The sequence below is a fragment of the Pseudomonas sp. S2_B07 genome (assembly GCF_054668435.1).
This window is the reverse complement of record NZ_CP162769.1, coordinates 4,903,639-4,916,697: the sequence shown is the minus strand read 5'-3', so window position 1 is coordinate 4,916,697 and position 13,059 is coordinate 4,903,639. Positions and strand designations below refer to the sequence as shown.

The 13,059-nt window shown below is 60.2% G+C and carries 10 protein-coding genes; 6 read left to right on the top strand and 4 right to left on the bottom strand.

The genetic code is table 11. The features are described 5' to 3' along the window. Nucleotides 1-27 precede the first annotated feature (27 nt). Nucleotides 28-2,550: a TcfC E-set like domain-containing protein gene (locus tag AB4N43_RS22660; RefSeq protein WP_059182212.1), complete on the bottom strand. Its 2,523-nt coding sequence runs from the start codon at nt 2,548-2,550 to the stop codon at nt 28-30. Between the two features lie 114 nt (nt 2,551-2,664). Then, a complete protein-coding gene (locus AB4N43_RS22655) occupies nt 2,665-3,156 on the bottom strand; it encodes a CS1 type fimbrial major subunit (protein WP_027922787.1) in 492 nt (163 codons plus the stop codon). Nucleotides 3,157-3,667: 511 nt separating this feature from the next. Here AB4N43_RS22655 and AB4N43_RS22650 point away from each other — a divergent pair. Both AB4N43_RS22650 and AB4N43_RS22645 read left to right on the top strand, forming a co-directional pair. Beyond that, nucleotides 3,668-4,246 carry a PadR family transcriptional regulator gene (locus tag AB4N43_RS22650; protein ID WP_027922786.1) on the top strand — a complete coding sequence of 193 codons (579 nt, stop codon included), beginning with the start codon at nt 3,668-3,670 and terminating at the stop codon, nt 4,244-4,246. Beyond that, nucleotides 4,243-5,028 carry a siderophore-interacting protein gene (locus AB4N43_RS22645; RefSeq protein WP_027922785.1) on the top strand — a complete coding sequence of 262 codons (786 nt, stop codon included), beginning with the start codon at nt 4,243-4,245 and terminating at the stop codon, nt 5,026-5,028. The genes AB4N43_RS22650 and AB4N43_RS22645 overlap by 4 nt, the downstream gene beginning before the upstream one ends. A gap of 76 nt (nt 5,029-5,104) precedes the next feature. Here AB4N43_RS22645 and AB4N43_RS22640 read toward each other — a convergent pair whose 3' ends face one another. After that, complete coding sequence (locus AB4N43_RS22640) at nt 5,105-5,743, bottom strand: Pr6Pr family membrane protein (RefSeq protein WP_460151961.1); 639 nt, start codon at nt 5,741-5,743, stop codon at nt 5,105-5,107. A 2-nt stretch (nt 5,744-5,745) separates the two neighbouring features. After that, nucleotides 5,746-5,976: a VF530 family protein gene (locus AB4N43_RS22635; protein ID WP_007944895.1), complete on the bottom strand. Its 231-nt coding sequence runs from the start codon at nt 5,974-5,976 to the stop codon at nt 5,746-5,748. A 62-nt stretch (nt 5,977-6,038) separates the two neighbouring features. Between AB4N43_RS22635 and AB4N43_RS22630 the strand changes: the two genes are divergently transcribed. The 4 genes from AB4N43_RS22630 (at nt 6,039) to lon (ending at nt 12,971) form a co-directional block, all read left to right on the top strand. Further along, the gene (locus AB4N43_RS22630; protein WP_155953710.1) at nt 6,039-6,233 is read left to right on the top strand and encodes a hypothetical protein; all 195 of its coding nucleotides are present in this window, start codon (nt 6,039-6,041) and stop codon (nt 6,231-6,233) included. A gap of 24 nt (nt 6,234-6,257) precedes the next feature. Further along, complete coding sequence (locus AB4N43_RS22625; protein WP_027922783.1) at nt 6,258-7,640, top strand: carbohydrate porin; 1,383 nt, start codon at nt 6,258-6,260, stop codon at nt 7,638-7,640. Between the two features lie 228 nt (nt 7,641-7,868). Further along, nucleotides 7,869-10,277, top strand: coding sequence for a glucose/quinate/shikimate family membrane-bound PQQ-dependent dehydrogenase (locus tag AB4N43_RS22620; RefSeq protein ID WP_460151960.1), 2,409 nt, complete (start codon nt 7,869-7,871; stop codon nt 10,275-10,277). 276 nt (nt 10,278-10,553) lie between these two features. After that, complete coding sequence (gene lon / locus AB4N43_RS22615; RefSeq protein WP_027922781.1) at nt 10,554-12,971, top strand: endopeptidase La; 2,418 nt, start codon at nt 10,554-10,556, stop codon at nt 12,969-12,971. The last annotated feature ends 88 nt before the right edge of the window (nt 12,972-13,059 follow it).

Genomic DNA, 13,059 nt, shown 5'->3' with positions numbered 1-13,059 from the left:
TCATAAAAAAATTCGGGGTGTCGGGCATCAGCCTGCCGTCGGCGTCTCAAGCGTCAGGTCCGCCAGGGTGTCCGGCGTGCAACGCAGATCGCCAATCATCAGCACGTTGTTTTCCGTGCGGCCACGGCTCGGGTCGAGGCGGAACTGGCACAGCAACTGGTTGCCGTGGCGCACTTCCAGGGTCGGGGAACCGGCGTTCATTTCCATGGAGAAGAAGCCGTCCACCTCACTGACCCCGCGACTGGCGTGGTTGATGATGTGATGGCCCTTGAGCGGGTTGCCCTGGGGGTCGATCAGGCGACCGAGGACAGTGAGGGTTCGCATCACGCGAATCTGGCGATAATCCACGCCGCCCTTGTTCAGGTGATAACTGGAACGAACCGGCTGGATGGTCGCGGCAGGCACGTGGTTGCCTTCGAAATCGAAACTGACGGAGCTGCTTTTGTAGGCCGTGATCGGCACAAAATTGCGTCCGGGCTTGAGGACTGCGCTGCCACCGCTCAGATCGTCGGCACGTAAAGTGATGTCTTCGATGTCCGATTCGACATCGATGATCATGCCCGCACCGTTGCGGTGGTATTGGCTGGTCACGACCATTTTTTGCCCGCCGACGGCGACGGTGCTGTCGAGGTTCAGACCACCGGTGAAGTCGTTGTTGTAAGAGGAGCGCTGGATAAATCCGTCGGCGTTGGCCAGGTCCGATTGCATCGTCGCCATCGCGTTCATGCCGATGCCATAGGTGTCGGTGATCGCCGTGGCGGAAACGCTTTGCAGCAGGTGGTCCTGCAAGTCTTTGCGGTAAGTGATCGAGGCATTGTTGTCACGCCCGCCATCGCGATCGGTGCGGGTGCCGATGCTGCCGGACAACTGTTCTCCCGGGCCACCCAGCGCCACGCTCACGCTCAGGTCAAGGCCGCGATTTCGATCATTGCCCGAACTGACGCTGCCCGGCCTGTCGAACAGCGACAGGCGCCAATTGGCGTCGCTGCCAAACAGTTGCGTGCGTTGAGTCCAACCCAGGTCCACGCCGACGCCTTCGGTGTTGCCTTCACTGTGGGACACCCGGGCATTGACCGAACTTTTGCTGGTGAGGCGATGATTGAGAGACAAGGACGAGTTACTGGTCTGACCGATAAATACATTGCGCTGCCGCACGCGCGTGCCGTCGGGCAAAGTGTCGTAGAGCCGGGTGGTGTCGAGCCAGCTGCGGTTATGGCTGGCGACGAGGCTGCCGCTGCCGTAGGAATAAAGCCCCTGCACGTCGAAACCGGTGCCGTAGTCCTCGGTCTTGTAGACGTTGGCGAAGACGCTGGCGTTGTGGACGATGGCCCAGTCGACCGATGTGCCGTATTGCAGGGTGTCTTTCACTTGCCGACCCGACAGGCCGAGAATCACCCGCGGGTGCAGCAGGAAGTTGAATGCGGCGCCGGCAGTCATGTCGCCATCGGCCTGCTCATCCCAGTTGCTGAGCATTTTCGATTCACGCCCGGCAAACAGGTTGTAGCGCCAGCGCTCGTCATGATTGCGCCAATTGTTGGGCTTGTAGACCAGCTCCTGCGTGCTGGAGGTGATCTGGCCGTCTTCGATCAGCCGCACTTCCACGTCATAGATGCCGCCGGGCAATGGCCGCGTATCGAGGGTCTGCAAACCGGCGGGTATCGCCTGAGTATTGATCAGCAAGCCGTCGCGGTAGATCTCCACCGAGCCCTGACGATTGGCCGTGACATAGATCGGGTAGACCGCCGGTTTCGGGTTATTGATGGCCAGGCTGTCGGAGCTGCCGTACATGACGCCGAGCGCGGTGTCGGGGCTGGCGCCGAAGGAGCGCGGCTGACGGGTCAGGCCTTCCGAGGTGGGCGTGAACAAGCCCAGGCGCAGGAAGTTGCCTTCCAGTTCGCGCTGGGTAAAGAGCTCGTGCATGGCGTGATAGAGCTGATTGTCCACACCACCGAGGCGTGACAACTGCAGGTTGACCGCCTGGGTCCAGTTGCCCAGGCTGCTGCTCGCTTCCAGACCGTATCGACCACCGAGGTCCTGGTTCTGGCCGCCATTGAGGTTCAGCTGGTTGCGCACGATCAACCCGGTGCTGCCGCCTTCGGGCTGGTTGTAATAGCGCTGCACCTGATCATCGCGTTCGGCGTTTTGCGTGAGGATCGACACCAGCGAGTTTTCCAGGCTGTAGTGCACGGCCAGCAGTTGTTCGGGGCAATTGGCTTGGCAGGCGCCCAGCACCACGCCTTGTTTCAGGTAGTTGGCCCAGATGTCGCGCTCGCTGGGCTTGATCATGCTGTCGCTGACATCGGTGAAGTCAACGAGGGTTATTCGATCGTCGCGGGTCAGCACGACCATCGCCTCACCGAGAAACTGTTGATCAAGTTCCACGCGCACCGCCAGCGGCACATCAAAGAAGTGCTCTTCGAACTCGCTCGGTAATCCCTTGGCCTGCGCAAGTAAACTTCGGGGTGTGTGGCCGTTGTCCGCTGGCGCGGCCAGGGCAGTCGCACAAAAACATAGGGCAAGCGCCGTCGCGATGGGAGTCATCGGGAACATGAACGAAATACTCTGAAGATAAATTCGTTGAAACCCGATCGACAGGCACAACCTCCCTGGCGATCGGTGAACGTTGCCAAGTAAGACAGAACTTACTTACAGCACGCGCTTACTTCAGATGCGCGGAATGGCATCAAAGATGACGACCGGGTTGGCGGTGTAGATCCCCACCTGACTGTTGCCCGGCTTCTCTGCCGTAATCACCAGGTCGGCGCGCATGCCACCGTTGGACTCGGCGTCGCCGACGACTTCCTGAGAATCAGCGGTCAATGGCGTGCCATTGAAGGTGTAAGTCAGAGGAATGTTCAAGGCTGGATTACCATTGAACAGCGGAGTAGGACCGCCCACGACATAAGCGCCGACCGAGCCATTGGTGTGTTGAACATCATAGGTGCCACGGACTTCCGTCAGGGTGCCGGAGCCGACGACATACTGCATTTTCTCGTCTTTGCCGAAGTCTTTGTCTACAGGCTGAGCGTGGAAGACCTTGCTCGGAATATCAGCGGTAATGTTGATGGAGGTGCGCGATTCTTCCGCCGCGAACGCCATCGAAGTGCTCAGGGCCAGAAGGGTCATCGGAACGGCGATTGCAAACGTCTTGAACATTATTGTGTACCTGTATTTTTTCAAAGGATTGGACCGAGGAAAGTTGGGCAAGCGGAAATCTCTCCATACGGTGATGGCGATTTCGCTTAACTTTCGACGCCAAAGAATGATCGTCCAATCCCATGAGAAAGTAAGTACGCAACTTCCGAAGAACATGTAGTAACAACGGCGTTCGAACAATAGGAAAAACACTGGAAAAACGCCAACTCGATTGTTTTACCCTCAGAGAAATACTACACACAGTTTTCACCTGAAAAAGCACACAGATAGGAACTAATTGAATTCCAAAAGATGAAGACTACTTATCTTGCAACAGCGGAACAATTATCAATCGATGAGCCTCCATGATTAGTTTAATTGCTCTAAAAGAGCAACCCATACCGTATTCCTCTTCGCTCAGCGCGTCTGGCCCTCAAGCGGTGGCGCAGACCGACCATTGGTCCAGTAGGCTTGCGCTCGCATAAAGATATATCTTAAGTTGTATCTAAACACGACGAGAGAAGACGCAAAAATGAGAGACCATCATTCCCACCGAGACCATAGCGACAGCCGCGACGGCTTCGAGAAACGCCCTGGCCCCGGCCGTGAACGCGGTGGCCGCGGCCCCCGGGTGTTCGCCCCCGGCGACCTGAAACTGCTGCTGTTGGCGTTGATCGCGGAGCAGCCCTGCCACGGCTATGACCTGATCCGTCAGATCGAAAGCATGTTCGACGGCGCCTACTGCCCCAGCCCCGGCGTGATCTACCCGACCCTGACCTTTCTCGAAGAAAGCGAAATGATTCTGGGCGATGCCGAAGGCGGCAAAAAACGCTACACCGTCACCGACGCCGGACGCCTGTCATTGACCGAACAGGCGATTGCGCTGGACGGCGTGCGGATGCGCATCGAGGTCAGCAAGCGCTCGTTGCGCGGTCATGACCGCCCCGCCGAGATCCACGAGGCGGTGCACAACTTGCGTCACGCCTTGCAGATGCACCACGGCCGCTGGAGCCCGGAAGAAATCCTGCGGGTGCGCGACCTGCTCAACAACACCGCCAAGGCCATCGTCGACGGCCCTGCCGTTCAACCCGTTCAGGAGCAAGCCGAATGAGTGAAGTGATCGTGCAATCCATCCACCGTGTCATGCATGAAATCAAACGCCGTCGTCTGCAAGTGTTGCGCGTGGTCGACCTGACGCCGCGCATGCGCCGGATTACCCTGGGCGGGCCGGAGCTGGCCGGCTTCGTCAGCCTCGGTACGGACGACCACGTCAAACTGCTGTTCCCGCAGACCGCGGCGGAACACGCGGCGCTGGAAACGCTGGTGCTCGGCGCGGGCAAGGACAACGGGCCGATGCCAGCGATGCGCGACTACACGCCACGTCGTTACGACCTCGACACGCTGGAACTGGACATCGATTTCGTGCTGCACGGCGACGGCCCTGCCTCGACCTGGGCCGAGCAAGCCAAACCCGGCCAGTTCCTGCACATCGGTGGGCCACGCGGCTCGATGATCGTGCCGGACATGTTCGACAGCTACCTGCTGATCGGCGACGAAACCGCCCTGCCCGCCATCGCCCGTCGCCTCGAAGGCCTGGCGGCCAATCGCCGTGCGCTGGTGGTTGTGGAAGTGGAGAACGGCGCTGAACAACAACGCCTGGAAAGCGCCGCGCAGGTCCATGTGATCTGGGTGCTGCGCGAGGGCGGCAAGGACAACCTGCTGACGACCGTGAAGCAACTGCAAGTGCCGAGCGGCAATCTCTATGCGTGGGTGGCGACGGAGACCAAAGTGTCGCGGCAGATTCGGCGGGTCTTGCTTGATGAGCACGGCTTGAATGAGCAGAGGGTCAAAGCAGTCGGCTACTGGCGATTGGATGACAGCGACGATGAATAACTAAAGGTTACCTGTCTTCCCTGTGGCGAGGGGACTTGCCCCTTCGCCACAGCAGCTCCCTCGCCATAGTTCAGGTTCACTTTCGGGCAAGCCACCGATCCAGCCCGATCACCATCAGCGCAACGATCACAAACCCCACCAACAATCCCCCCGCATTCACAAACACCTGTGGATAACCCAACTTATCCACATCAATGAACGGATAGGGATAAACCGCCAGCAGATGCCCGCGCCACAACACATAGGCGAAGTACCCCAGCGGGAAAATCACCCACAGGCCAATGTGCCGCAGCCGTAACGTACCTTTGGGCACGCACCGCCACCAATAGGCCAGAAACAGCAGCGGCATGATGTCGTGCAGCACTTCATCCGCCAGGAACTGCCAGCCTTCGGGGTGCCACAAATGCCGCAGCAACACGCTGTACGCCAGCCCCACCACAGCGATGCTCACGGCAATCGCGCTGCTCACCCACGGCTGCAAAAACCAGCGTCGAGCCGCAGACTCGCGAGACGTCCATTCGCAGGTCAGAACCGTCGCCACCAGCGTGTTGGTCAGCACCGTGAAATAGCTGAAAAAGCTCACCAGACCGCCGATCAACCTGGCATCCAGCGTCCAGCGCGAATACAGAATCAGGTACAGCTGAATGGCCAGTCCCGCCCAGCCCAGTACCGCCGCAGCGGCCACAAAACGATGCCTCGCGACCGAGCCCTGCATGTTCAGACCGGTCGCTTGGTGCGCATCAACTTCACGTACAAACGCTCGACTTTCTCCCGGGCCCACGGGGTTTTGCGCAGGAACGTCAGGCTCGACTTGATGCTCGGGTCGCTCTTGAAGCAGCGGATATCAATGCGCTCGGCCAGCCCCGACCATTCGTAATGTTCAACCAGGGCGTTGAGGATTTGTTCCAGCGTCACGCCATGCAGCGGGTTGTTGTTCTGTTCGGTCATGCCGGGCCTTCGAGCGATGTAAGGAGTGGGAAGCCGCGCACCTTAGCCGAGGGTGTGATCGGGTGGAAGCGCTGCGTGCGCTATCAGTCAATGTAGGTGACGTTGAAGATCGCCGCCCGACACTGTTACCAAATCTGAAACGATCCATGTCCATAAAAGCCCTTTCTCTATTTGTAACAGAACATTATCCTTGCGCCGCCAAGCTGAAACGCTTCTTCAAACTGCTTTACGCCCTGCTGCACTCCATAATTCCCTAGAAAAAGACCCAGAATTTCTTCTCTATGCCTTACTTTCAAACTTCGCGAGACAGCGCTGTCTGCACAGCTATCGCCAGCCGAAAAGCCCTGAACCTGATCGGTGGACTCACCGCACTGGGCTTTGCCACCTGCACCCAGGCGGCGCCCGCCTTCGATAGCGATTCACCGTGGATGCTCGGCGACTGGAACGGCACGCGCACCGAACTTGCGGAAAAAGGCTACGACTTCAAAGTCGATTACACCGGCGAAATGGGCAGCAACCTGCATGGCGGCTACGACCATGACCGCACCGCGCGCTACAGCGACCAGTTCGGTTTCGGCACGCACCTGGATTTGCAGAAAATCCTCGGTTGGGACGACGCTGAATTTCAGCTGACCATCACCGAGCGCAACGGCAACAACATCAGCAACGACCGCATCAACGATCCGCGCGTGGGCGGCTTTACTTCGGCCCAGGAAGTCTGGGGCCGTGGGCAAACCTGGCGCCTGACGCAGATGTGGTACCAGCAGAAATTCTTCGACCAGAAGCTCGACATTAAGGCCGGTCGTTTTGGCGAAGGCGAAGACTTCAACAGCTTCCCCTGCGACTTCCAGAACCTGGCGTTCTGCGGCTCCCAAGTCGGTAACTGGGTCGGCGACGTCTGGTACAACTGGCCGGTCAGCCAATGGGCGTTGCGCGTCAAATATCACCTGACACCGGAGCTGTATGCGCAGGTCGGTGCCTACGAGCAAAACCCGTCGAACCTGGATCGCGACAACGGTTTCAAGCTCAGCGGCAGCGGCACCCAGGGCGCGATTTTGCCGGTGGAACTGGTGTGGACGCCGAAACTCAACGGCCTTCCGGGCGAATACCGCGCCGGTTATTACTACAGCAGCGCCAGCGCCACCGATGTCTATAAGGACAGCAATGGTCAGCCGGCGGCCCTGAGTGGCGAAGCCTATCGCAGTGCATCGAGCAAACACGGCGTGTGGCTTGGCATTCAGCAGCAGATCACCAGCGTCGCCAGCGATAACAGCCGTGGTTTGAACGTGTTTGCCAACGGCACGATGCACGACAAGAAGACCAACGCCATCGACAACTACGTCCAGGCTGGCGTGGTCTACAAGGGCTTGTTCGACGCGCGCGCCAAAGACGACATCGGCTTCGCCCTGGCCCGGGTTCACGTCAACCCGGCCTACCGCAAAAACGCCGAGGCGACCAATCAGGCCCGCGCCGTCTTCAACTACGACGATCCGTCGTACCTGCCGCCGCAAGACACTGAATACAGCGCCGAGCTCTATTACGGCGTGCATGTGACGAACTGGCTGACCGTGCGCCCGAACCTGCAATACATCCGCCATCCCGGTGGCGTGGACCAGGTCGATGACGCCCTGATTGGCGGGATCAAGATCACTTCATCCTTCTGACCCACCCCCCCTATAGGAGCAGAGCTTGCTCACGATGACAGAGTGTCAGTTGACGAAGATGCGGTCTGACACACCGCCATCGCGAGCAAGCACTGCTCCTACAAGGGTTGCAACACCTGAACAAGCTCTAACCAAGTTTCACTTTTATAACTGAACCATGCCCACGCCAGATCGTCATCTACAGTGAACTTGCGCGGGACTACTTAAAACGTCACGGAGAACCACACTATGAGCACTGATGGTGCTTTGAGTCGAAGCCGTCTGTTGCCGAGCCTGCTCGGCATCCTGCTTCTGCTAATGGGCCTGGCCATGCTGGCAGGCGGGATCAAGCTAAGCATGCTCGGCGGCTCGCTGTATTACCTGCTGGCCGGTATCGGCCTGACGCTGACCGGCGTGCTGCTGATGATGGCCCGCCGCGCTGCGCTGGGCCTGTACGCATTGGTGCTGTTCGCCAGCACCGTTTGGGCACTGTGGGAAGTCGGCCTCGACTGGTGGCAACTGGTGCCGCGCCTGGCGCTGTGGTTTGCGCTGGGTATCGTCATGCTGCTGCCATGGTTCCGTCGCCCGCTGCTGCGCGAAGGTGCTGCACCGATGGGCACCGGCGCCCTGAGCGTCGCCGTGGTCGTGGCGGGCGTGGCCGCATTGGCCAGCCAGTTCACCAGCCCGGGTGAAATCAAAGGCCAACTGGACCGCGACAGCGTGCCCGGCATGACCAACACCGCGCCGGCCATGCCCGACGGCGACTGGAACTCCTACGGCCGCAGCGCTCACGGTGATCGTTACTCGCCCCTGGCACAGATCACCCCGCAAAACGCGCACAAACTGGTCCCGGCGTGGACTTACCGCACTGGCGACCTGCCGGGTCCGAACGATCCGGGCGAGACCACCGCTGAAAACACCCCGCTGAAAGTCAACGGCATGCTGTACGTGTGCACGCCGCACAGCCAGGTGATCGCGCTGGACCCGGACACCGGCAAGGAAATCTGGCGTTTCGACCCTAAGCTCTCCACGCAAAACGCGGCGAACTTCAAGGGGTGGGCGCACATGACCTGCCGTGGCGTGTCGTACCACGATGACGCCGTCTACGCCTCCGAGCAGAGCCCGACCGGCAGCGCCAGCGCCGCTGTCACCAACGCCTGCCCACGCCGGATCTTCCTGCCGACCGCCGACACCCGTCTGATCGCCCTCAACGCTGACACCGGCAAGATGTGCGAAGACTTCGGCGACAAGGGCCAGGTTGACCTGCGCGCCAACATCGGCGGCTTCACCGCCGGCGGTTACTACTCCACCTCGCCTCCTGCGGTCACCAAAGACCTGGTGGTGATTGGCGGCCACGTGACTGACAACGTCTCCACCGACGAGCCAAGCGGCGTGATCCGTGCGTTCGACGTGCACACCGGCAAACTGGTGTGGAACTGGGACAGCGGCAAGCCGGACGACACCACGCCGATTGCCGAAGGCCAGACCTACACCCGCAATTCGCCGAACATGTGGTCCATGTTCGCGGTCGACGAAAAACTCGGCATGCTCTACCTGCCGATGGGCAACCAGACGCCGGACCAGTTCGGTGGCGCTCGCACCCCTGAATCGGAACTGCACGCCGCCGGCCTGACCGCGCTGGACATCGCCACCGGCAAAGTGCGCTGGCACTTCCAGTTCACCCACCATGACCTGTGGGACATGGACGTCGGCGGCCAGCCAACCCTGATGGACCTGAAAACCGCTGACGGCGTGAAGCCGGCGGTACTCGCGTCCACCAAGCAAGGCAGCATCTACGTGCTGGACCGCAGCACCGGCAAAGCCATTGTGCCGATCAACGAAGTGCCGGTGCCACAAGGCGCTGTCGCCGGTGATCACACCTCGCCGACCCAACCCAAGTCCGACCTCAACTTCATGCCGCCGCCGTTGAAAGAGCGCGACATGTGGGGTGTCACGCCGTTCGACCAACTGGTCTGCCGGATCACCTTCAAATCCCTGCGCTACGACGGCCCGTTCACCCCGCCATCGCTGCAAGGTTCGATCGTTTATCCGGGTAACTTCGGCGTATTCGACTGGGGCGGTGTCTCGGTGGATCCGGTGCGTCAGATCCTGTTCGTGAACCCGGACTGGATGGCCTTCAAATCGAAGCTGATCCCGGCTGCGGAAATCGCTGCCCAAGGCCCGCGTAAAAGCGAAACCGAAGGCGTACAGCCAAACAAAGGCGCGCCGTACGGCGTCGTCCTCGAACCCCTGCTGTCGCCGATGGGCCTGCCGTGCCAGGCTCCGGCGTGGGGTTACGTGGCCGCGGTCGATCTGACCACCCATGAAAAAGTCTGGATGCACAAGAACGGCACCGTGCGCGACAGCTCACCGGTTCCGATCCCGTTGAGCATGGGCGTACCCAGCCTGGGCGGCACCTTCACCACCGCCGGTGGCGTCGCGTTCCTCAGCGGCACCCTCGACCAATACCTGCGCGCCTACGACGTGAAAAACGGCAAGCAACTGTGGGAAGGCCGCCTGCCGGCCGGCGCCCAAACCACACCGATGACCTACACCGGCAAGGACGGCAAGCAATACGTGCTGGTTGTTGCCGGCGGTCACGGGTCGCTGGGCACCAAGCAAGGCGACTATGTGATGGCGTACAAACTGTCCGAGTAAGTTCTAGCGGCGGTTAATGGAAAGGCGACTCCTGCGAGGGGGTCGCCTTTTTTGTGGCCACTATTTTTGTCACCCCACTCCTACAATTGGACTGGGTTCATCTGCTACTGCTGGGTCGGCTATCAGGCGGGCAAGTTGGCGCGGTGCATCTACACTGGACAGGTCAACACACTCACCTGTCCAGACCCTGAACACACACCTTGAAATATCCCGTGCCATTGAAACCACCCCCCACCTGCCCCATCTAACACCCATACCCCATTGCGCAGGTGCCCCATGAGCGACCAGCAAGACTTCCCCGAAGACCCGAGCGAGTACAACGAAGCCGAGCAAATCGAACACCACGCCACCGGCAAAGGCCTCGCCCTGCCCGGCCAGAACCTGCCGGACAAGGTCTACATCATCCCGATCCACAACCGCCCGTTCTTCCCGGCCCAAGTACTGCCGGTCATCGTCAACGAAGAACCCTGGGCCGAAACCCTCGACCTGGTCAGCAAGGCCGATCACCACTCCCTGGCCCTGTTCTACATGGACACGCCCCAGGAAGACCCGCGCCATCTCAACACCGGCGCACTCCCCGAGTACGGCACCCTGGTCAAGGTGCACCACGCCAGCCGTGAAAACGGCAAACTGCAATTCGTCGCCCAGGGCCTGACCCGGGTGCGCATCAAGACCTGGCTCAAGCACCATCGCCCGCCGTACCTGGTGGAAGTCGAATACCCGCACCAGCCCACCGAGCCGACCGACGAGGTCAAGGCTTACGGCATGGCGCTGATCAACGCGATCAAGGAACTGCTGCCGCTCAACCCGCTGTACAGCGAAGAGCTGAAAAACTACCTCAACCGCTTCAGCCCCAACGACCCGTCGCCGCTGACCGACTTCGCCGCCGCCCTGACCTCCGCCACCGGTGGCGAACTGCAAGAAGTGCTCGACTGCGTGCCCATGCTCAAGCGCATGGAAAAAGTCCTGCCGATGCTGCGCAAGGAAGTCGAAGTTGCGCGCCTGCAGAAAGAGATTTCCGCCGAAGTTAACCGCAAGATCGGCGAGCATCAGCGCGAGTTCTTCCTCAAGGAACAACTCAAGGTCATCCAGCAAGAGCTGGGCCTGACCAAAGACGATCGCAGCGCTGACATCGAGCAGTTCGAGCAACGCCTCACCGGCAAAGTGCTCTCGCCGCAGGCGCAGAAACGCATCGAAGAGGAAATGAACAAGCTGTCGATCCTCGAGACCGGCTCGCCGGAGTACGCGGTCACCCGCAACTACCTCGACTGGGCGACCTCGGTGCCGTGGGGCGTGTACGGCGAGGACAAACTCGACCTCAAGCACGCGCGCAAGGTACTGGACAAACACCATGCCGGCCTCGACGACATCAAGGACCGCATCCTCGAATTCCTCGCGGTCGGTGCTTACAAAGGCGAGATCAGCGGCTCTATCGTGCTGCTGGTCGGCCCGCCGGGCGTGGGTAAAACCAGCGTCGGCAAGTCCATCGCCGAATCCCTTGGCCGGCCGTTCTACCGCTTCAGCCTCGGCGGCATGCGCGACGAAGCCGAGATCAAGGGCCACCGCCGCACCTACATCGGCGCGCAACCGGGCAAACTCGTACAGGCGTTGAAAGACGTCGAAGTGATGAACCCGGTGATCATGCTCGATGAGATCGACAAGATGGGCCAAAGCTATCAGGGCGACCCGGCCTCGGCGCTGCTGGAAACCCTCGATCCGGAACAGAACGTCGAATTCCTCGACCACTATCTGGACCTGCGTCTGGACCTGTCGAAAGTGCTGTTCGTGTGCACCGCCAACACCCTGGACTCAATCCCCGGCCCGTTGCTGGACCGGATGGAAGTGATTCGCCTGTCGGGTTACATCACCGAAGAAAAAATCGCCATCGCCAAGCGTCACCTGTGGCCGAAACAACTGGAAAAGGCCGGCGTGTCCAAAGGCAGCCTGAGCATCAGCGACAGCGCGCTCAAAGCCTTGATCGACGGTTACGCCCGCGAAGCCGGTGTGCGCCAGTTGGAAAAACAACTGGGCAAACTGGTGCGCAAAGCCGTGGTGAAATTGATCGACGACCCCAAAGCCGTCATCAAACTCGGCCCCAAAGACCTCGAAACCTCACTCGGTCATCCGGTGTTCCGCAACGAGCAAGTGTTGTCCGGCACCGGCGTTATCACCGGTCTGGCCTGGACCAGCATGGGCGGCGCGACCTTGCCGATCGAAGCGACGCGGATCCACACGCTGAACCGTGGCTTCAAACTCACCGGGCAATTGGGTGATGTGATGAAAGAGTCGGCGGAAATCGCCTACAGCTACGTCAGTTCCAACCTGAAATCGTTTGGCGGCGATCCGAAATTCTTCGACGAAGCCTTCGTCCACCTCCACGTCCCGGAAGGCGCCACCCCGAAAGACGGCCCGAGCGCCGGCGTGACCATGGCCAGCGCCCTGCTCTCGCTCGCACGCAACCAGCCGCCGAAAAAAGGCGTGGCCATGACCGGCGAACTGACGTTGACCGGGCACGTCCTGCCAATTGGCGGGGTACGCGAGAAGGTGATAGCGGCGCGGCGGCAGAAGATCTTCGAGTTAATCTTGCCGGAGCCTAACCGTGGCAGCTTTGAGGAGCTGCCGGATTATCTGAAAGAAGGGATCACCGTGCATTTCGCCAAGCGCTTTGCGGATGTGGCGAAGATATTGTTCTGATCGTTAGGTAGTGCCTGGACCACTGCTTTCGCGAGCAGGCTTGCTCCCACTGGGTTATTGCAATCCATTGTGGGAGCGGGCTTGCCCG